Source organism: Paenibacillus sp. GXUN7292, from assembly GCF_050864975.1.
Lineage (GTDB): Bacteria > Bacillota > Bacilli > Paenibacillales > Paenibacillaceae > Pristimantibacillus.
This window is the reverse complement of sequence record NZ_JBOZWO010000018.1, coordinates 50,813-73,286: the sequence shown is the minus strand read 5'-3', so window position 1 is coordinate 73,286 and position 22,474 is coordinate 50,813. Positions and strand designations below refer to the sequence as shown.

The 22,474-nt window shown below is 43.8% G+C and carries 16 protein-coding genes; 2 read left to right on the top strand and 14 right to left on the bottom strand.

The annotated features are described in order from the left end of the window. Nucleotides 1-352: 352 nt before the first annotated feature. The 12 genes from ACRRU2_RS15755 to ACRRU2_RS15700 form a co-directional block, all read right to left on the bottom strand. A complete protein-coding gene (locus ACRRU2_RS15755; protein WP_432503120.1) occupies nt 353-1,141 on the bottom strand; it encodes a sensor domain-containing protein in 789 nt (262 codons plus the stop codon). Nucleotides 1,142-1,608: 467 nt separating this feature from the next. Next, nucleotides 1,609-2,367, bottom strand: a complete 759-nt coding sequence (locus ACRRU2_RS15750; RefSeq protein WP_432503118.1) for an ABC transporter ATP-binding protein — start codon at nt 2,365-2,367, stop codon at nt 1,609-1,611. A 4-nt stretch (nt 2,368-2,371) separates the two neighbouring features. After that, a complete protein-coding gene (locus ACRRU2_RS15745) occupies nt 2,372-4,684 on the bottom strand; it encodes an ABC transporter permease (protein WP_432503116.1) in 2,313 nt (770 codons plus the stop codon). A gap of 13 nt (nt 4,685-4,697) precedes the next feature. Then, nucleotides 4,698-5,339: a TetR/AcrR family transcriptional regulator gene (locus ACRRU2_RS15740; RefSeq protein WP_432503113.1), complete on the bottom strand. Its 642-nt coding sequence runs from the start codon at nt 5,337-5,339 to the stop codon at nt 4,698-4,700. Between the two features lie 513 nt (nt 5,340-5,852). After that, nucleotides 5,853-7,211 carry a phosphoglucosamine mutase gene (gene glmM, locus ACRRU2_RS15735; protein WP_432503111.1) on the bottom strand — a complete coding sequence of 453 codons (1,359 nt, stop codon included), beginning with the start codon at nt 7,209-7,211 and terminating at the stop codon, nt 5,853-5,855. Between the two features lie 17 nt (nt 7,212-7,228). Continuing rightward, nucleotides 7,229-8,146 (bottom strand): hypothetical protein, encoded by a 918-nt coding sequence (locus ACRRU2_RS15730; protein WP_432503109.1) that lies wholly within the window; start codon nt 8,144-8,146, stop codon nt 7,229-7,231. Beyond that, a complete protein-coding gene (locus ACRRU2_RS15725; protein WP_432503107.1) occupies nt 8,136-9,488 on the bottom strand; it encodes a nucleotide sugar dehydrogenase in 1,353 nt (450 codons plus the stop codon). Before ACRRU2_RS15725 ends, ACRRU2_RS15730 begins: the two co-directional genes overlap by 11 nt. Before the next feature lie 28 nt (nt 9,489-9,516). After that, nucleotides 9,517-10,320, bottom strand: a complete 804-nt coding sequence (locus ACRRU2_RS15720; RefSeq protein WP_432503105.1) for a response regulator — start codon at nt 10,318-10,320, stop codon at nt 9,517-9,519. A 34-nt stretch (nt 10,321-10,354) separates the two neighbouring features. Continuing rightward, complete coding sequence (locus ACRRU2_RS15715) at nt 10,355-11,755, bottom strand: glycosyltransferase family 2 protein (RefSeq protein WP_432503172.1); 1,401 nt, start codon at nt 11,753-11,755, stop codon at nt 10,355-10,357. A gap of 68 nt (nt 11,756-11,823) precedes the next feature. Continuing rightward, the gene (locus tag ACRRU2_RS15710) at nt 11,824-12,993 is read right to left on the bottom strand and encodes a hypothetical protein (RefSeq protein ID WP_432503103.1); all 1,170 of its coding nucleotides are present in this window, start codon (nt 12,991-12,993) and stop codon (nt 11,824-11,826) included. 20 nt (nt 12,994-13,013) lie between these two features. Then, nucleotides 13,014-15,251: a hypothetical protein gene (locus ACRRU2_RS15705; protein ID WP_432503101.1), complete on the bottom strand. Its 2,238-nt coding sequence runs from the start codon at nt 15,249-15,251 to the stop codon at nt 13,014-13,016. A 352-nt stretch (nt 15,252-15,603) separates the two neighbouring features. Further along, nucleotides 15,604-17,022, bottom strand: a complete 1,419-nt coding sequence (locus ACRRU2_RS15700) for a PLP-dependent aminotransferase family protein (RefSeq protein ID WP_432503099.1) — start codon at nt 17,020-17,022, stop codon at nt 15,604-15,606. A 119-nt stretch (nt 17,023-17,141) separates the two neighbouring features. On the opposite strand from ACRRU2_RS15700, the gene ACRRU2_RS15695 reads away from it, so the two are divergent. Both ACRRU2_RS15695 and ACRRU2_RS15690 read left to right on the top strand, forming a co-directional pair. Beyond that, nucleotides 17,142-18,083 carry a DMT family transporter gene (locus tag ACRRU2_RS15695; RefSeq protein WP_432503097.1) on the top strand — a complete coding sequence of 314 codons (942 nt, stop codon included), beginning with the start codon at nt 17,142-17,144 and terminating at the stop codon, nt 18,081-18,083. Between the two features lie 47 nt (nt 18,084-18,130). Further along, nucleotides 18,131-18,691 (top strand): AAA family ATPase, encoded by a 561-nt coding sequence (locus ACRRU2_RS15690; RefSeq protein ID WP_432503095.1) that lies wholly within the window; start codon nt 18,131-18,133, stop codon nt 18,689-18,691. Between the two features lie 211 nt (nt 18,692-18,902). Here the strand turns inward: ACRRU2_RS15690 and mutT are convergent, their stop codons facing one another. Continuing rightward, the gene (mutT, locus tag ACRRU2_RS15685) at nt 18,903-19,289 is read right to left on the bottom strand and encodes an 8-oxo-dGTP diphosphatase MutT (protein ID WP_432503093.1); all 387 of its coding nucleotides are present in this window, start codon (nt 19,287-19,289) and stop codon (nt 18,903-18,905) included. A 13-nt stretch (nt 19,290-19,302) separates the two neighbouring features. Continuing rightward, nucleotides 19,303-22,455, bottom strand: coding sequence for a DUF3427 domain-containing protein (locus tag ACRRU2_RS15680; RefSeq protein ID WP_432503091.1), 3,153 nt, complete (start codon nt 22,453-22,455; stop codon nt 19,303-19,305). Between the last annotated feature and the right edge of the window lie 19 nt (nt 22,456-22,474).

Sequence of the window (22,474 nt, the reverse complement as noted above, 5' to 3'; positions counted from 1 at the left end):
ATTAAGTTTTACGGCCGTAAAAAGAACAAAATCACCTATCGGTGATCTAACTTGCCGTCATCGTGTAAAGAACAAACATCGGTGATCTAACTTGCTTCATCGTGTAAAGAACAAACGATGCGTCGCTATTTGCGGTGCGGTCATCCATGACCGTTAGAACCAAAAAACAGTCTTTTTGTTGCATATGCGGACACTTATGACCATTAGAGGAACATTCCGTCGAATTCTTTAGCTTTTTTCCCGCTAACGGATATTTCTGTCCGCTAGAATGTGGAAGTTGGCCAAAAATGAGCGCTAACGGTCATTAGTGTCCGCACCATTAGGAGCAATTCGAATCAAAAAAAGAGAGCTTCTAAAGCTCTCTTAAGGCTGGATGTATTAACCCTTGAGTGGGCTGGTCAACCGGGTGCTCATAATATTGCGACTGAACCGGATCTTGCATGGACGCTGGCGGCTGCATTTTTTGATAAGGCTCATCCACATACATGATTCTGCGCTGGACTTGCATAAGTCCATTCACGATGCGAAGTGCGATCCAAAATAGTACAATGCCAACGCCTACGTACAGCATATATTGCTGATTATAGGTCCAATCGATATGAAAATAACTGAACAGGCTGTTCTCCAAAATATCAATCTGAATTTCATTCATCAAAATGATATGCACGACTGGAAGAGCAATAAGTCCAAGTCCAATTGACAACACCGTTACCATTATAACAAAGAAAACAATACCTGTTACAAATCTGAGTAATACGAGCAGCAGATTTCGAATGAACAGCCCACTGTCAAAACCTTTCACCATTCGCATAAACCAGGTTTGCCCAGCCACAGACTGTTGTTGATTGTAAGGAGGTGAAACAGGAGCATTCGGTAAACCCAGTATTTGTCGAATCATAGCTTGTTCAAAACTTACAATTCCATTTAAAATTTTAGCTACTCCAAAAAACAGCGGTATTCCAATAAATAGTGGAGTTAGACCGATCGATAGAGCAAGACCCGTCACCGCTATTGTAAAATAGATGATCCCTAACGGGAGAGACAGCAATAAATAGAGGATCGTTGCATAGGTTTTCGGATTAAAAAGCACCCAATTCACTTTGCCTGTCGGCATTGCGGCAGTCGCTTCAGTTGCCTTCATATTCACACACTTCCTTTGGATTCATAAGCTCACGCTCTACATTATAAATCCAGTATAACCTCCTTATTCGCCAGCCATAACCGTCTTAGGAAGTGCATGACCCTAGCCTTTAGACTAGGGTTATGAGTTACAGTCTTACAGCCCCTCTATTTTCAATCTGGCAAACCTCAAAACAGCTTCGTATGGTAAAACGCATCCTATAATCACACTGCTTTAATTGCCTAACGGTTGCCATAGAGGCTATTTCGATTATTTTAGCTCATTTGAAAATGTAATGGTTGTCATGGGCGCTATTGTACCCTTTCTTGAGCAAAATCAGTGCTTTTTGGGTATTAAGCGCCATTGCAACCGTTAGAAAATTTAAACCCTCATTTTTGCACGAATAGTGTTTGTGGCAACCCTTAGAATTTCATCATTGCTCAGTATACTCACAATTAATCGACAGTCTCATTAATTTCCTTTCACTTTTATATGCCTACTTCCCTCATCTTCACCGAAACCTTCTCCATCCTGCCATCCATATCCGCGCCGTCAAACCTCGGCAGCTTCAAATCACTCACGATTGTTCCGTCCCGCATAAACATAATACGCTCCGCGCGTGCAGCAACCTTGGCGTCATGAGTGACAAGCATAACCGCAGTACCGTCCGAATTGATTTCCGATAATATATCCATAATTTCTTGCGCAGATTTTGAGTTAAGCGCACCTGTAGGCTCGTCGCCGAAAATAATTGCCGGACTGTTCATAAGCGCCCTGCATATTCCCGCACGCTGCAGCTGGCCTCCCGATACCTGTGTAATGTCACGCTTTTCAAGCTCTGCAATACCTGTCCTTTTCATAAGCGCTCTTGCTTTTTCCGTTATTTTTGCAACGTTTTTTCGATTGTCACGCATCGAGGGCAAAATGATATTGTCCAGGATATTCAGATTTTTCAGCATGGTCGGCTGTTGAAAAACAAATCCGATTTTAGTTCTGCGTATATCTGCAAGCTCATTTTCCCCGACCGTTGATAACTCTCTGCCATCAAAAACAACCTTTCCGCCATTAATGCTGTCCGTCCCGCTTAGTGCAAACATCAGCGTCGATTTCCCTGAGCCGGAAGGTCCCATAACCGCAACGAACTCACCTTCATTTATTTCAACGTTCACACCGTCGAGGATATTGCGTTTGTCACTGCCCTCCCCGAAAGACTTTACGATCCGATCACCAATAATAATCTTCTTCATAGGCCTACTCCTTCATATGTTCGGAAATTTTAATTTGTCCCGCGCCCGATGTGCCGATTATTGTTGCGATAAGCACCGTGCCTATCATCATCAGCGGACTAAGCACATACGCCGAAAGCGGATTAACCGCAAACTGAAACGTCGAAGCGCCAAAGGAGGAAATAACTGCACCCGCCAGTATTTCTCCAACCGTATTTGCAAGAAGCGTGCCGAGTGCAATACCAATAATTAGAACGAATGCCGAGCGTGAAATATACTGTGCATTAATATCCGCATTGGTAAAGCCGAACGCCTTCAAAACAGCTATCGAATATCTGTCCTTCGCGACAAGCATTTTCATGAACAATAAACTAACTAATACCGATATAATCAGCGCAATGGCAATGGCCGCGTAAGAAGCCTTTTTGACAGAGTCTATTGTCGAGCCGAACGTCTGCGATATAAATTGCGCAATATCAGAAACCTTTGCAAAAGCAAATCGTTCCGCATACTCCGCAGTTTTTTCATTAACAAGAGCTTTATTCGAAAGCTCCGCACAAATAACGAACCACAGCATGTCTGCCGAATTATCGTTAAAAACAGCCTTCGCGGTTTTGCCGCCATTCGTTATGTCAGAATAAATGCCGCTTATTGTGAGACTCTTTTCCTTCCCGTCAATGAACAGAGTAATACTATCACCAGTCTTTTTGCCCAGCTCGTCTGCGTTCAAAATGGACAGCGCGATTTCATTTTCTGCAGCAGGTGCTTTGCCATGAGAATAGGCAATAGGGAATACGGAATGATCGCCAAGCTCAATTTTAATATTTTTATGCGTGCCGCTCTCCGCCTTTACTTTGAACGTTTTTGTAGTAAGCACGGCATACTTTGAAATGTCGCTGTCGCTTTTCATACTCTGTATGATTTCGGCGGCTTTTTCAGACATACGATCCGTCTGCTGAAGATCAATGCGCATATCATAGCTTCCAACCCCCATATATTCGATAAAGCTTTTTGAGGAAATCGTGTTATGCAGGTTTTGCGGAACAATCATAATAAATGATGAAAGTATGAATACCAGAAGCATAGTAGCATAAAGCTTTTTTCTTGCGAGAACATCTTTAATTCCCAGAAAAACATTCGTATTAAACAGCCTGTTCCCACTAAGACGCAAATACTTTGCTCCCGCCGTCTTTTCCGGTGAAACGCCAAAGCGTATAGCTTCGGCAGCGGATATTTTACGAAACCGTTTCAGCACTCCACTTACGTAGGCAATAATGGCAACAAATATAATTACTACGCCAATCATTCCGAAAAGCGGCGCAAAAGACGAATTTTCGCTTTCCCCCATATAAAGCCGGATATTTTCGAGAAGCATCCCTTTGAAAAGAAATGAAAGGACAAAGCCTGCTATACTGCCTGCCGCCGCGATCACTGCGTATTTTGCAATGTAAATCTTCTTTATGTCGGAAACCCGCAGCCCTATTGCCTTCATTACGCCAATTTCACGATAGTCATCTTCAATTTTTGCAAGCAGCGTAAAACGTATGCACATAAAAGCGATAGCAACGACGAGCATGCTGACCAGCAAAATGATCCCAATCATCATCCCGTCAGAAATAGCATTAAGCATTTTAAACAAGGGAAAGGTTATCGTTGGTCCATTCGCTTCAAGTCCTGCAGAGGCATAGGCTGCTTCGAAAGCCCCTAATGCTGATAAATCATTTAATCTGAATTCGATCAAATACTCTGTGCTTCCTAAGCTCTTCATTTCTGTGTAATCTTTTGCACTAACTAGAAATCGCTTAGAAGAGGAAAGCATAGAATTCATTTGTGAATCGCGCAAAAATCCCGCAATCGTCAATTCCTTGCCGCTTATTATGGCCTTGTCGCCGATCTTAGCATGGTTCATATAGTTAACCGGCACATAAAGCTCGCCGTCGGAAACGCTAATGATGTTTCCATCAAGATCAAGCAAATAGTCGAACTTTTCGCTTTGGACACTAAATCCATTGTCTTGCACATTATTCGCCAGCGAGCTTTCGCCTAATTTAATCCGCGCGCCGTCAATATTAAGAAATTCCAACACTTGAAATTCGTCAACAGTACTGTTTTTTTGGGCAAATTCCGTCAGCCTTGCCGTATCTATTTCCCCTGTATGCATCTGCAAAAAATGCGGCGTTTCCGCCCGCTTCATAAGCGTATCTATTGCGCCTGATAGATTTACAATAAGTATCGCCGCAAGCGATACAAGCATAGCTGCAGCAGCAACAAATATCATGGTAGTCAACGTGATCAGCTTACTTTTTGATATATCATTGCGGATTATTCTGTTATACATAAGTCACCCCTGTTCAAGCCTCTTCATCCTCTACACCAAACATCTTCAAGGTTTCCATCAGACTGCCGCTTTCTGCGCCAAGCAGCCTTTCTACATTACTTATAAAAGCAACCATTCGTGAGAAGCGCTCCTCGTTCGTCATCGCAATCATGTCATCATCAAAAACAGTAGTCGCATAGATCACAACCATTTCCATACACTCATACGGAAACGGCGTATGGAACATTCCTTGCTCAATGCCTTCACGGATTATCCCCGCCAATATCGGCGGAACGCCATTAATAATGACCTTTTGTATTTTTTGATGCATCAAAGCGTTTTGCGGCTTATGAATATGCTCCATAATTTCCTCGCTGCTTCCGCCGCTTATGTTCAATGCCATAACTACACGAATAATCCGCTCGACTATAGGGAGGCTCTTATCAGAAGCTACTTCCTGCGCTGCGCTTAATAGACGGACATTATATCGCTCAATGAGCGCATCCATAATATCCTCCTTCGATTTGAAGTGATAATATAGCGTCCCCCGCGCAATGCCGACCTTCTCGAGAATATCGTTTGTACTTGTGCCGTCAAAGCCTTTCTGTGCAAAAAGCTCATCCGCCGCATCAAGGATCTCGTTCCTGCGTTCTTCTGCCTCTTTTACAACTCTCATGTTCACACCTCCATTCGACCGACTGTCTGTCGATTAATAGTAACACAGGGTGAAGAGATATATCAAGTTAATCTAATGTAAAAAAATGAATCCGTCCGCAAAATTGATTCATTAAGCGAATAGATTCATCATTTTGAAAAGCCTATATTTGTTCTGACATGCTATTATTCATTCTTGATCCGGCGATCCATTACTGTAGTTGGGTTGACTTTCTGAGCAATGATGAACTTCTAAGGGTTGCCACAATCGCTATTCGAGCGAAAATGATGGTTTAAATTTTCTAACGGTTGCTATTGCGGTTAATTACCCAAAAAGCACTGATTTTGCTAGAGAAAGGGTACAATAGCGCTCGTGACAACCGTTACATTCTCAAATGAGCTAAAATAATCGAAATAGCCTCTCTGGCAACCGTTAGCAAATATCGCAATTGATTTTAAATCAGCTGTCCTTTGGTCTAGCGCGTTTACCTAATTTGAAATATACGGACAAGTATAGGATGAAACTTTAGTTCAGTTAAACCAACTTGAATGTCAATTCTTCCTTAATGACATCGACAATAGAATCTACAAAGCTGGAAAGCTCTTGCTCATTCGGGCCCTCTGCCATAACTCGAACAAGCGATTCCGTGCCTGAAGGGCGAACCAGCACTCTTCCGCTCCCGCCCATCTTTTGCTCTACGGACCTGATGGCTGCTTCGATTTTTTGATTCCCTGCCAGCTTCGATTTGTCCTCTACTTGAACATTTACCAAAAGCTGAGGATACTTGGTCATGCACTCAGCAAGCCCGCTTAGAGGCGCGGATTCGGACTTCATCACATCCATCAACTGGATCGCGCACAGCATGCCGTCTCCCGTCGTATTATAGTCCAGCATTACGATATGGCCTGACTGTTCCCCGCCCAGGTTATAGCCGCCTTGTACCATTTCCTCCAATACGTAACGATCTCCGACTTTGGTTTGTTTAGCTTCTACTCCATTTTGCTCCAGCGCCTTATAGAAGCCAAGGTTGCTCATCACAGTGGAAACCACCGTATTGTTATTCAAACGATGATGCTTCTTCATGAATCCGGCTAGGATGAAGAGGATGTGGTCCCCATCAATGATCGTTCCCTTCTCATCGACGGCAATGAGCCGATCCGCATCCCCGTCAAAGGAAAGGCCTAAATGGGCCTGATGCTCCAAAACAGCCTGCTGCATCGCTTCAGGGTGCGTAGAGCCGCAGTCACTGTTAATATTCAACCCATCCGGTTGATGAGCCAGGACAACCGTGTCGGCACCCAAATCGCGGAAGAGCTGGGGCGCGAGCATCGAAGCCGCCCCATTGGCACAATCCACTACTACTTTAAACGCTTCGAACCGATTCTTCACCGTGGACTTTAAATAAGAAATATAAGCTTGTCCGCCTTCGAGGTGATCCTGTACCCTGCCCACATCGCCGCCAATCGGGCGAGGAATCCGATCTTCATCCGCATCGAGGAGCGCTTCAATCTCCGCTTCCATTTCATCCGACAGCTTAAATCCGTCTCCACCAAAAAATTTAATCCCGTTATCCTCCACAGGGTTATGAGAAGCGGAAATCATCACCCCTGCATCTGCTCCTATTTCTTTCGTCAAGTACGCTACGCCTGGCGTAGAGATGATCCCTAAACGTACAACATCTGCACCGATCGACAACAAGCCTGCAACAAGAGCTGCTTCCAGCATTTCTCCCGAAATGCGGGTATCCCGTCCTATTGCAATTTTAGGCCGCTTCCCTTGCTTGTTCCAAGTCAGCACATATCCGCCAGCCCGGCCTAATCGAAATACCAGCTCAGGGCTTAACTCCCCGTTTGCTACGCCTCGTACTCCATCTGTACCAAAATATTTCCCCATACGTATCGTCCCTTCCCTTACGATTTCGCGGCTTCCTTCCAGCTTTTGTATTCATGAATGGAAAAGCCTTGATATCCGGTATACCACCGCATGACAATATGGCTTAATTGCATTTGCTGATGCAAGCTGGAGGCGCCTTTTTCAAAAAAAGAAATATGCTTCCCTTCATCCGAAGGGGCCATTTCCAGACCTATAATAACAGGCTTCCCTGCTCGAGTTCCTTCTTTAATCATCGGCAGAGCATTGGCGATAATGCCGTTCTCTCCGATCGCGAAATTCCGGTAATTCATGAGCACTACGCGGTCGAGCTGCTCGATCATCCAAGAACCCACGCTGCCGCTATGGCCGGCAGGAATCTTATGAATCCAGAATGGGAGATCGGCTGATACCCGCAAGGCTGAGCCTTGCTTCACCTTTTTGACCAAAAACGCCATATTCCCCATCCATTGGCGTACGACATCTTCACGATCCTGTTCCCATTCCTTCAATAGATAAGGTTCAATATCCACGTGGATGCCGTCAAATGCGGCTCGTTCACCCGCAGCAAGCTGATAGTCTTCTATCCAATCGATAAAGGATTCAATTTCCTGTTGATAACCGGTTAATCCCCAGGCCGGATCTCCTCCTAACGCTTCGACTTCAATCCCTAATCCGTGAGCTGCTTCGATAAAGGCCCGATACGGTTCAAAGTCTTTTGCTTTGCGGTCGACATGCAGGAAGATCACATTCACTCCCTGGTCTTCGGCAAAGGCGAGCATTTCGTTTTTGTCCTTCATCAAAGCTGTTGTATCCCATACCCAGGTTGCTTTTACAGGCGGCTTTTCTGATCCCCATTGCAGCATAAGCACCGCCCCGATCACCATGCAGGATAGCAAGGTAATTATGATGATTTTAAGAGATAACATCTTTCTTGGCGTTACGAGCTTAAGCCCCAACAGAAACCTTCACATCTTTTTGATTGATTCCGGTTCCCAGCTTATGAATGTTATCCGACTTTATATCTGCAAAAGCATTGCGCGTATCAATGATCGGAACTCCGATCTCGGCTAACTCATGATAGCTGAAGCTTCGGTGATTGGTGATCAACACCAGGCAATCATATTGGGAAAATGCATCTGGGTCGTATTTTACCGTCTCAACGATGTGACCTTGCTCGTCTTTGAACGTAGTCGCATACGGATCGTAATACTCGACTTTCGCACCGCTTTTTTTGAACAATTCATAGATTTCCAAGCCGGGAGATTCACGCAGATCATCGATATCAGGCTTATAGGACATGCCTAATAACAGCACTCTCGAATTACGGATCGATTTCGCATATACATTTAACACTTGAGCCGTTTTGTTCAGCACATATTCCGGCATATTATCGTTAATAGATTGGGCCAATTCGATAAACTTGCTGTAGAAACGGAATTCCTTTGCTTTCCAGGATAAATACATTGGATCCAGCGGAATGCAGTGACCGCCGATTCCCGGCCCCGGATAAAAGGACATAAAGCCGAACGGCTTCGTAGAAGCAGCTCGAATGACTTCCCACACGTCAATAGACATTCGATCACACATCATGGCCAATTCGTTGACGAAAGCGATATTGACACTGCGAAATGTATTTTCGAGCAGCTTTGACATCTCCGCTACTTTCGGAGAAGAAACTGGAACGACGGTTTTGACCACATTGTTGTAAAGCATGATCCCTAGTTCTTTGCATTTCTCGGTAGTTCCGCCAATGACCTTGGGCGTATTGTACGTATTGTAGTTGGGATTGCCCGGGTCCACGCGTTCCGGCGAGAAGCACAGGAAAAAATCCCGGCCCACCGTCAAGCCCAGAGCCTCGAGCTCATATTCAATTAATTCTTCCGTCGTTCCGGGATACGTCGTACTTTCAAGGACAATCAACGTTCCTTTTTTAATATATTTCTTGATCTCATTCACAACGCTCACGATAAAGGAAGTGTCTGGATCTTGGTGTTCGCTGAGCGGAGTGGGCACGCAAATGCTGATCGTATCCAATTCCCGAATAGCTTCGAACCGGTTCGTGGGCACAAATCTCCCGCTGCGCACGGCATCGGCTGCCATAGCACTTGGCACATCTTGAATATAGGACTCTCCAGCAAGAAGGGACTCTACCTTACGGTTATCCAAATCAATGCCATAGACGGTAAAACCGCCTTTCACCATTTCCATCGTTAATGGCAATCCTACATAGCCGAGGCCAATGACGCCTACCTTCGCCGTTTTATTTTGCAGTTTTTCTTTTAAGCTGTTAAAAATCATGTCGTATCCGCTCCTCGCATTCACAATTTTAATTGTTTTTAGTCAATCTCTTAATCTTCCATTCCAATTCAGAGATCGAAAGCGGTTTTGTCACGTAGTCGGCAGCCCCTGACTCATAAGCACGACTCATGCTTTCCGTGAGCTGCTTGTCCGTCAAAACGATCACCTTGCCTTCATACGAATCGGTGCCTTGAATTTTGCGGATGAGCTGGTATCCATCTAGGACAGGCAAATTCAATTCGGTAATGACGAGGCCCGGCAATACTCGAACGAATACATCGTATGCCTCTTGTCCATCTTTGGCTTCATATATGTGGTACCCCTTTAACTCCAGCCGGGTCTTGATAAATTCGCGCACAATATCGTCAGTATCGACAATAAGAACGGAAGCCGCCGCATTGGAGCCTGTAAAGAAGTGAATGTCTCCTTCCTTCCCTTTGCTCGCGATCGCCTGTTGAATGAATTTCTCGATCGTCGACTTGGTCGGGTTTCCGCTCTCCGGAAAGCTGGATACAAGCAATTGCCCTTGCAGCACTTGCTGATGTTGGAGAAAATCTTTTAATACTAGAGCCGCATAATGGGTACTGCCCAAGGTTCCATTGTCCAAAACCGCACACAGCATCTGATTCGGATCGTCATAGAAAAATTGGACCGAAAGAGAGGCATCATTTTTGCTCATCAATAATTTCGCCTGTTCGAGCGTTTTTGGGTTTATATTCGCGCAAGGAGCCAAAATAACTCCACACGAAGCGTTCTTCTTCGTCGCCAAATGAATGAATTGTAAAAGCTGTAACGTGATTTCCTGAATGCTGCTGCGAATGACAACGGCCACATTCACCACTCCTTTTATCTATATATATTTGATATTATTTATTGAAATCGGTTCTAACCATCGTTCCCCACGAATTATTATTGCGGAAGAAGTCGATGTGCCCCAAAAATCTCCACAAAACGCCAACTTGTTGATAACCGAGAAACATAAGGAAAGAGTAGAGCATCATTTTGTTGAGATCACTCAGTTTAGGATAACGGCTAAACGCTTTTTCCTCGATAAATAAAGCGCCAAGGCTAAGGATGAAGCAGGAGAAAAAGTTCACCATCATAAACACAACGACTGTTTTCCAATCCGCCATATTGAGCAGCCAATAACCGAGCATAGCGATTAACCCGGTCAGACGAAAATATGGATTCAAGGTTTCAAACAGGATGTTATAAGGAATCGTTAACAGCCCGAACACTTTATAACGGGGACGGAAGATCATATGGATGCCTTCTTCGATCATGTTTTTCAAGTTACCACGCCCCCAGCGCATGCGCTGGCTGCTTAGAATCCGGTACGTATCCGGTGCTTGAGTCCAACAAACGGCATCCGGGCAAAAAGCAACTTGATAAGGTATTTTGTTCTTCAGGCAATAACGATGCAGCTTAATAACGATGTTCATGTCTTCCCCAGGGTATCCGCCACGGTATCCCCCAATGGCAATTACTTTATCCTTTTGAAAAACGCCAAAGGCGCCGGATACAATGATCAATCCGTTAATGGAGCTCCAGCCGATCCGGCCGCCCAAGAAAGCTTTGATATACTCCACGTTCTGGAGAGCAGGCCACATTTTTTGGGGGAATCTGATGTTTTTGACCATCCCGTCTTCTACCGTACAGCTGTTAACGATTCGAACATTTCCGCCGACCGCTACCGTATCTTCAGGGTTTTCCATATACACTCTGGCGATTCTTGTCAGAGCATCCTTTTCTAAAAGGGAATCCGCATCAATCGTAGAAATCAAGCCATAGCGGGAAAGGTTAATCCCTGCATTCAAGGAATCGGCTTTCCCTCCGTTTTCCTTATCGATGAAATACAAGTTCGGATATTCAGGATTGTGATAGTACCCTCTGACCTTTTCGGTTTTAATATGTTTTGCAACAAAAGGCTTAACTTCTTTTAGTTGAAACTCTTCGATCATAATTTTGGCTGTATCATCTTTTGAGCCGTCATTCACGACGATGACCTCATATTCCGGATAATTCAAAGCCAATAAATTTCGTACATTTTCTTTAATCATTAATTCTTCGTTATACGCCGGAACTAATATGGACACTGGCGGTACGTGTTCAGAACCGGATAGCTTCCGTACGCGATTGTATTTTATCCCTCGTTGAAGAGGGAAAGTATGACGAATCGACAGACCGAAGATCAGGAAATAAATGAACGTAATAATCAATGTATAATACATGGCAAAGTAGCCGTATCCTAATAAAAAGTCGCGCAAGAAGTCCATTGCTTGTTGTAAATAATATTCCAGCATCCTCATGCTTTGTTTCCTCCTGTCCCTGTAAGCTATACAACACGATAGATTCGTTTGTTCTTGCCAAGCATTTTTTCGTAATAGTAGGTGAGCGAATTATATCGTGTCAGTTTGTCAAGGTCATGGAGCTGTATCGAAAGAGATTTGAGTTCTTCCACAATAAGCATCTGGAGGTATTCTCCTTGCTCCGATCCTTTTACATCTGCAGTAACTCCGCATAATGTGGCTATGCCTTCTTCTCCAAGAAGCAATAACCCTTTCGCGCTGGCAGTGGATACCTGCTTGCTTTCATCCAATAATGCGTTTTTCATGACATCGATATACGTAACCAGCTTCTGATCGGCGATCGCTTGAATCGTAAGAACACGCACTTCATCCATCGGATGCTGAAGCAGCTTTTGAACGACGTTTCTAGGTATAAAGTGAACAGATTTCAGATAGATTTCCACCGCTTTATATTGAATCGTTCTGTCCGGGGAATCGAGGAGACGATAGACAGCCGATGCTACAGTCGGCTCTGTGTAGTCTCTCAATCCGCATAAACCGATTTGTATACATGCATGACTTTCCCGTTGAATGAACTCGGCAAACAGAGCTCCATGGTCGATATCCGCTTCTTTTACTATGTCTACAAGCAAATCATAAAATCCTTTGTTATGGCGCAGAAGAAGCTGTACCATTTCCTTGACATCCTGTTCATTGCGAGCGCATTTCGCAATCGAACGGGCGATGACAAAGAGGGAAGAATTCAATTTATGCGTTTTGAGAAGCTGGAGCAAGGCCGGAACGGCTTCCTGAACTCTCATACAGCCCAAGTGATACGCCGCATCGATTTTCACAGCATAAGAGCCTTTTTTCAAACGATCCAGATGGTACTGTACCAATCCCAAATGTTTGCAGAGCTCTATACATTTTTCACGAGGCGTTCCGGTAAAGTTTTCAATCATATCATTCAAGCGTTCTTGCAACACTTCTTGTTCTACTTTATTCAATGAAAACGGCGGTGCCTGCAGCGGTTCTTTTCCTTCGATATTGACCAGAATATAGGTAAGGTAATCTTTCATTTTGACCTCAAACCTGCGTTCAATTCTGGCTCTTCTCAATCCTTTGATTTTCAAGGCATAAACCGCGGCGGCGAATACAATATTCAAAATAATGAGAGCATACAAAATTTTGAGCACTACTTCGATGTTCATATACACAAATAAAATCCTTCCTTCATTCATTTATGCTCGGATACCGGTTGATCCACTTCGCGCATCGCTTTTTGCATAATCGAATAGCTTTGTTTTGGGCGTTCCACATAGTTGACGTCGATATCTTCCCACCTTTTCCAGCTGTAAAGCGGAAGTTTCGATACTGGATAAGGGCTGTTGCCTTCGAGTCCGATGACTTCCTTCGAATCGTTGCGGACGATCCATGGAACAATACGAACGCCCTCGACTTTCACGGATTCAAATTGCTTCGTTCCCGTATCTTTATAACTAATGGCGCTGAGTGAGCTTGGATCACTGAAGCCCAGCAGCATCCATGGAATGCGAATTTCCAATACATCACCTTTTGCCTGCCACATCGCCTTTGAATTATAGTTCGGATCCTGCGGATCGCTAGTTCCTCTCAGCAAGTCTCCTACTTCAATATCGCCGAAGGGATGATCAACACGGGAATCCGGATATTCGAGTAAATAATTTACGACCAATTTCCATGGGTTAAAGATTCCGCTATCGTCCTGCAATTCTTTTGGATCATAAGCTAATATTTTCGATAGCTTGCCATATAATCGGGTATGAAAGTCATAATCGGAGGCAATCATCATCTGCCCTATATCCTTGTTTCCGAGCTCGATTAAGGTTTCCAGGCCTTCATCGAGCGTCTTTCCCTGGAGCTGCGGTGCATGACGATTACCGCCCTTTAAAGTATCAAATCCAAAATAGATGGAATTTTTGGAAAAATCGAAAGGTTCAGATAACTTGGCCAAGAGGTACAAATAGCCTTCATCATGCGTGGCCCATATTTCATTAAAACCTTCCATTTGCATATCCAGCTTAGTCTTATCCCCATCGTCGAGCTTGTCCCAGTCTGAAGCATCCCCGTTAATGTGAATCACATCATCTTTACTTGGATACATGCCGAGTACCCCAAAATGGGATTCGTTCGTGAGCGTGTTATACCAATAAGCCCGCCGGTCAGGAATGTCGTAGTTCAACGTGTTCCACGTTTTCTTAAACCACTCGTCCTGCCATGTAAACAAGATCGCGCCGGAGTATCCCTCCTGATGGATTTGCCGGAACATATCCGCATCCATTTCCCCTTGTGTCTTGTCGTCGTGCCCTCCCTGATTGCGCCCCAGCATGCCTGTATGGGCAATGCCTTGTGAGGCGGGAACGCCAAACTCCGTAATCATAATCGGCATATTGTTATGATATTTCTTCAGCTCGTGAAGATAAGTTTTATAGCTATCGACTTCACCTTTATCATTTTTCATCGTTTGAAACGTTTTGTCGAAGGTAAAGAAATCGGGGTAATAGGGATAAACGTGATAGGAGGCAAAATAACCCGCATCCCAATCTACAGCTTCGATATGCATCGGATCAACACTGACCATATCTTCAGCAACCAATGGCTCGCCTGGATGTTCAAGCGGGTCGGTAGTCACCCAATTCGAGAATGCTATCGGATGCTGCCATCCGTGCTTGGCTTCTGTTGCGGCCGCTATGTCAACCATTTCGGCCAGCCATTTTTCAAAGGGATTAGCCTCAGGCTTGCTTTGGAAATGTTCCCCTTTATAATCTGCTGCACCCGGATTGTTCTTATTCGTTTTATCCACCATAACAGGATCCCATTCTGTGCCGATGATCCATCCCATGAGATAAGGCCCTGCATTAAATACGTAATTACCGCTCGCTTTTCCGGAATGCGGCTCGGCTTCAAGCTCAATATTTCCGTATACCGCTTCTACAGCCTCTTGAACCTCTTTTTCAAACTTCTGTTTTACTTTCGGATCAAATGCGTTTTGACCTGCAATCAGTTGTTCTTCCGGGCTCCATACCCCTTGAATAAAAAAGAGCGGATTATCCTGATGCTTCGCATTATATCGCACCAAAGCTTCGTAAAACTCCGGTTTTAAAATGGTGTATACGCGAATGACATTCGCACCCATTTCTTGAATCATTTCAAACCATCTCGTATAGTCCTCTTTCGAAATCTCAAGCTCGCCGGGGAAATGTCCGGGAAGAGCTGCTCCCATATTAACCCCTTTGGCAAAATAAGGCTTCCAGGATTGATTTTGAAATTGCTCCATTTGCGTTCCGTTCGTTTTAAATTTCACCTTATAGCCTTTACTGATTTCAGTGCTTTCTACCTTTGCCACAGGCGGCATCAACCAATAAGCGACAGCTCCGCCCGCGATTATGATAACAAGTCCTAATTTGACAAAACCGCTTTTGAATAGCTTTTTCATTGACCTCTTCCTCATGTCTGTACTCTAGTTGTGTATGTTTAGCATGGATTTATTCGATCGTCTTGAGGCCGCTTGCTGTGCCCCCAATACTTTAGCATAAGGCGACAAGCCCGTTCAATAAAACCTGAGCCTTAACGACATTAATAAATTTTAAGAACTTTAATAATTGTGAGTTGTGCGAAAAAAAGAACAGCCTGCAAATGCAGGCTGCTCTTAACATTTTTCTTATTAAGTTTTTATTCCGCACTTTTTAATAATTCGGTCATATTTACCCCGATTATCGATATGACACAACTTTCTGGTTTATCCATTATTTGTTGTATATTGCCTCGGGCTAATGCCTTGGCACCCTTCACTTCGAAACAGATTGTGACACTGCAATAAACCTTTTTACCCCTTCACTTAATTGTTTTTCATTTGCGAAAGAATAGCTTAAACGTATCCAGGATGATAGTTGTTTTAACGGATCACAAACTTGACCTGGGACAAAGGATATAGATTGTTCGATACTTTTGGTTAATAATAACTCAGTAGGAAGGTTATCCGGGAGCTGCACCCATAAATTAAGACCGCCGTTGGGACTGGTCCATTTCCAATCGGTTACAGATAGCTCTTCCTCCATGATCTCCTTTCGGATCTGCAGGGCGATCCGGATTTTCTCCAAGTGCTGCTGCAATCGCAGTGATGAAAAGTAATGAAGAAAAATTTTTTGATTGAGAAGCGGTGAGCCATTATCAGCTAACGATTTGACTGTTAGCAGGAACTTCATTAATGAGGATTGACTAAAAACAGCCGCAATTCTTAAACCAGGTGAGATATATTTGCAAAAGCTTCGGATATAAATAACTGTCCCAGCAGTATCATAAGTGTAAATTGGCGGTGGCGGGGCCTGATCAAAATAAATGTCGTGATAGGCATCGTCCTCAATTAATAAACATCGGTATTGTTCAGCTAATTCCACCAATTTTTTGCGCTGCTCGGCTGGAACCGTATAACCTGTCGGGTTATGGAAGGTTGGATTGAGATAAAACAGGAGCGGTTTATATTGTTTAAAATATAATTCAACCTGCTGTAAATCGTACCCGTCCGGATAGATATCAACCGTTACAATCTGAGCTCCTTGCGCTCTAAAAATATCAATCGCAGCGCTATAGCTTGGACGTTCAAATAAAACGACATCTCCTGGCTTAATAAAAGCTTGAGCGATTAAGTGAATCGCTTGCTGTGAGCCAGAAGTGATTAACAGATCATCTGCACCTAGATGAGTTTTATACTGGTTGATAAAATATTGAGCGAGTGTTTCGCGCAGCTCCAAATCACCTTGCACAGTTGAGTAGGTTGCAAGCACCTTTGGATAAAGGTCAAACACCTTCTTCACGTAATCCGAAAAATAATGATTAGGCAAAAGATTAGGATCAATCAACGCCTGAGAAAAATGATAGGAGGCAGGAGATTGGTGGATTTCAGATAAATGATTTTTTTGTACGTATGCAGAAACAATCGGATTATCCAAATATAGATATTCAACATTTTTCGTCGCATGTGATTGGACAAAATAGCCCGATTTATCTTTTACATAAACCTTGTCATGCTGTTTCAGCAATTGATAAGCCTTAAATACCGTTAATCGATGAACATTCATTTCAGATGCTAATTGCCGGATGGAGGGAAGCTTTTCATCTTCTTTCCATTCTTTACGCTCTATTCGACGCAATACATAATCGTAAACTTTTTTAAAAAGATAATCTCCATTTTGCACCGCTTTGCTCATATCGATTCCTCCTCCCCCTATTTAAAACGATTGTACCACGATCCAAGCTAATCTGTTCTATCTTTCTCAATCTGTTCTACCGTCTTTCTTTTATGATAGAAAAAGAGGAGGCGTTTCATATGGTTATTATTAATTATTTGTTCATGTGTTTGATTTTTGGAACGACATTTTTAGCGATTAAAATTGGTGTTGATGCAGGCGTGCCTCCATTTTTATCAGCTGGACTTCGTTTTTTCATTGCTGGTTTGCTGCTATTTAGTGTTATGGTTTGGAGAAAAAAAACGACAATATCGTTATTATTTCGGAAAGAGATGCTTTTTACAGGAGCAGGTTTAACCTTTGGGACTTTTGCCACATTATACTGGGCAGAGCAGTATGTCACATCAGGGATTGCAGCTGTCTTATCTGCTACAGGTCCTATGATGATCATCGTTATTCAGACATTCCTATTGAAGCAAAAAGGAAATCGCAAATCATTCATTGGTTGTGTCGTCGGAGTTATTGGTGTCACCTTCTTAATCTTACCCAGTTTCTCAATTGAGATTAGTCCCTTCTGGATGGTTGCTTGTTTGGCCATTATATTGGGTGAAGTTTTTTACGCATCTGGTACGATTTATACGAAGCATGTTATCCGGAAATTTGAAACGACATCACCGATTGCTTTAAATGCAGCGCAAATGATGCATGGCGGGATTTTATTACTCCTTTTATCATTTTTCACCGAGAACATTCAGCTTGATTATCTTATAAGCCCAGCTTCAATTGGCTCTCTTCTTTATTTAACTATTGTTGGTTCCATGATCGGCCATAGCATTTATTATTGGCTTGTCTCACGGACAAATCCTGTTTTTCCTTCTACATGGCTGTATATCTCGCCATTAATTGCCGTTATACTAGGAGTTGCCTTCTATCATGAATATATTTCTTGGCTAACCGGCATAGGCACTTTGACAATTATTGCAGGAACGGTTTTAGTTAATTTCGAAACATTACGGAAGCTGCTTTGGGGGAAGGGGACAATTCTTCAGGATGTTACCACGGGGGATAAAGTAAGTAAATAGTAATGATCAGATGCAAAAAGTAAGAATAATTGAAGGAGTATTTAATAATGGAAAATAATAATTTATTAAGGGATGACTTTATAATTATTACTGGCGGACCAGGCGCCGGTAAAACGACACTATTGGATGAATTACTGAAAAATAATTATAAATATGTTCCTGAGGTTGCCAGAAAAATTATTCAAACCCAAATTTCTTCCAATGGGGATGCGCTGCCTTGGGGAAATGTAACCAATTACCGTGATCTAATGCTGGATCAATCCATAGAAGGTTATCTTTCAGCAATGTCGAACCCTTCCAATCAACCTCTTTTTTTCGATCGGGGTATTCCAGATACCCTTGCCTATTCACATTTGATAAACATTCCTGCTTCGGAAAAACTTGAATCTGCCGTCAAAAGATACAGGTACAACAAAAGGGTATTTATTTTACCCCCTTGGGAGGACATATACCAAACGGATGATGAGAGAAAACAGGACTTTGAAGAAGCCGTCGCAACTTATCAAGTCCTGTTTAGAACTTACGAGAAGCTTGAATATGAGCTTATTGAGGTACCTAAAATTGGGGTGAAGGAGAGAGTGGGGTTTATAATTAAGAATTTACTGTAAGGGCACTTTCGAAAACTTTGGCGCAAAGGGTGTGATTGTTGAATAAAACTTTATTTTCCCCATCCAAAATAGGATGGGGGTGTACAAACCTTGATCCTTAGAAGTTTAGCGGTCTGCTTCTGCCAGATTACGATAAGGATAATATTTTCCCGGTGTAATAAAAAGACAGCGGGGGATATTTGACATTTAACGCATAGATGCTGACGGGGAATCACATCTCTGCTTTCAACATTCCCAAGAATGGAACATCCGCCGGTGCAAATATATACTCTCCTAACTCCTCTTTTCTGACCCAGCGGTAGGCATCATGATCCGTAAGCACGATCTCGCCACTCACGAACCTTGCTTTATACGCAATAAGATGAATCTTCGCCGTCCCGTAATCATGCTCGTTGTCGCCAAAATAAGCATAGGGCTCGATCGTTATCCCCATTTCCTCCAGCAGTTCTCTCCGTAGGCATTCTTCCGGCGATTCACCCGACTCCAGCTTACCACCGGGAAACTCCCACATGCCCTCCTGCGACTTCCCCTTCGCTCGTCGGGCAATCAACATTCGACCGTTGCCATCCTCAATAATGGCTGCAGCCACTTCAATCATGTTTCTTCACGTCCTATACAATCACTTTGTTTGCCACTGGGACCAGCGCTGCAGGCATGTCCTCCTTCAGACACCAGATGATACTCATCGGCTTACTTCCCTCGTGCCTGACATACTCAGCCTCACCTAAGAATACGAATGAAGCAGTATAGTTGTATTCCTCTTTATATTCTCTCACAAAAAGCACGATTCGATTGCCCGTCTTTCTATGGTTAATGTATCGTTGAGCTGTACTTGTTTGCTCGGAAATCCGACTCTGAGTCTGCCAGTGAAAGAGACGCTCATTCACCGCGTAATCCTCGTACAACGTCGAAGGGGAGAAATCTTTATCCGATTTATTCAGTGTTATAAAGAAAATATCTGTCTTCTTATCATCAAAATATTTCACACCCTCGCGGAAGCTTGGCGCTTTCTCCTCGTTCCAATAACCGAACGCTGCCAGCACCTGATCGGTCGAATACTTGCAGTGCAGATCGAGCGGACAAGCATAAGGCAACTCGTTTCTTTTATCCACAAAATCGATATGTGTACTATTAAATCTTAGAATGTCCAATACCTCATCCTTGAAAGCCTGACAATCCATAACTGATTGTATTCCATCTTCAATCCCATCAAAGCCTAAATTCGCTGGAGCTGTCCGATAGAATGTGTAGTAGAACATATTCAGCATCAGACGATCTTCTTCCGACTCCGCTTGCGCCCCGCCCTCCAAATAAGCAATTAAAAAATTCAACAGCCTGCGTGAATTCAAGCTCAATAAAGCTGGAATCCGCTTTGTCAGCTCACCTTCTTTGGGAAAAGTATAATTATCAAGAAGTCCAGCCTCCACCATCAGCCTCCGGAACATCCTCTTGCCGGAGCGCCCACCATAGAACTCGAACAAGGACATGCCGTGATATTGAACGAAGTTTTCCAGCGTTAGCTTAAGACCCGTATCTTCCTCAAAATACTTCATTTTATTCACCAAGCGCGAACGATTGGTTGTTGCTTGCTTCAGATTGCTGAGGATATAGTCCTTAGACTGCTTCTCTAACTGAATAAAGCTTCCACGCGGCAGACTAGAAAAACCATGCTCCACGTAGTGTTGAACGGAATGCTTCGTTTTGCCGAGCAGGGCACGGAACTTGTCTTGAAAGTTGTAGTCCTTATGAGCCTGTCCGATAAAATCAAGGACGGTCAAACACTCTTTCTCGTCTGCTAAGCGTAATCCCCGACCAAGCTGCTGTAGAAACACAGTCAAGCTGTCCGTAGGTCGAAGGAACAGCACCGTATTAACCTCCGGAATATCCACACCTTCATTATAGAGATCGACGACAAAAACCATTTTGATCTCGCCGCTCACCAGCTTGCCCTTCACGAGCTGACGATCCTCGTCGCTTGAACCACCATGTAGCGCTATTGCAGGTATGCCCGCATCTACAAACACCTTGGCCATATATAACGCATGATCAACACTAACGCAGAAGCCAAGTCCTTTGACATCATCTATGTCGGTGACGTATTTTCTCAAACTGTTCAAGATTTGGGTTGCTCGAATCTTATTATGCGTATACAAATCCTCTAACTCTTGCAGATCGTAGCCGCGTCTAGACCATTTCACCTGAGACAAATCTACGCTATCTGTTACGCCAAAATATTGGAACGGAGCAAGCAGCTTGCGATCGATAGCATCCGTCAAACGAATTTCCGCAGCGATCGTGTCATCAAAGAAGTATAAAATATCTTTTCCATCCATCCGCTCCGGCGTAGCCGTCAGGCCAAGCAATATTTTGGGCTCATAATGGGCGAGCAGTTTCTGATACGATGGCGCCGCCGCATGATGAAACTCGTCCACGACTATGTAGTCATAGAAATCAGTTGTAGTAAGCTCTGCTAGTTTCATCGAGTTAAAGCTCTGTATGCTAATAAACAAGTGATCGATGGACTCCGCTTGATTGCTACCCACATGCAGTTCGCCGAAGTTCAGATCCTTCATAATATATCGGAACATGTCTATGCTTTGCTTCAGGATCTCTTCGCGGTGCGCAACAAAGAGCAGACGTGCTCTCGGATTACGCTGAGCGAATCGCCTGTAGTCGAAGGCGGATATAACCGTTTTCCCGACGCCTGTCGCCGCGACGAGGAGGTTCTTCATTCTGCCGTACAACGTCCTCTGCGCTTCTAGCTTCTCGAGAATATCCTTCTGATAGTCATAAGGCATAATGTCAAAATGAAACGTCAGGTCGTTCCGTCCCTGCTCCCTTTTCCTTCCGAGTGCTTCCTTGAGTAGCTGTTCATGCTCCTCATCTGCGCTATGAAAGGTCTTGAATTCCCTATCGTTCCAGTAGCTCTCGAAGGTAGCTTCGATCTTCTTCAGCACATCATAGGAATCCTTCTCGGTTACTTTCAAGTTCCATTCCAAACCGCTCGTAAGTGCAGGGTTGGATAGATTCGAAGAGCCCACATATGCCGTCGTAAAGCCAGTATCCCTTTTGAACATATATGCTTTGGCATGAAGCCTCGTACGCTCCGCATCATAGGAGATTTTGATCTCCGTGTTCGGAAGCTTGCTGAGCTCCATGATCGCTTTATAATCAGTAGCTTCCATATAAGTTGTCGTAATGATGCGGAGACGGCCGCCGTTTACAGTAAACTGCTCAAGCTGCTCCATCAGAACACGAAGCCCGCTCCACTTGATGAACGAAACGAGAAAATCGATATGATCCGACGTTACGATCTCATGCTTTAATTCACTCATCATATTCGGCTCCGAATGCGCCCCAGTGAACAACGAGCTTTGCGATAACGGTGTTGTTGGACGAAGTACCTTTTCCAATCGAACGCCTCGAATATGGTTCAGTTTCGAATAAACGTAGGTCAGCACCTCGCCCTGTTCATCCAGCTGCAATTCCTCGTATTCTGCTTGCCCTAAGCTATCTTTGAGGGTAGAGATAATTTCATTACAGGTTCGTACCTGTGCGAATATCGCATCCTCGTCATTGCTATTCTGCTCCCGTACCGCTTTCAGCGCCCTGCGAGTGACCATTGCCAAATAATTCGAAAGCAGTTTCCTCGCTTCCTCGGCATCTAGAAATTCCTTTCCGATATCATACAGAGCAGGATCAAGCTCAGCAAGCTGCTTCCTTGTAACGTTATTAATGATTTGTTCGTAAAGACCTTGTTTCATGACTTCACCTACTTACATA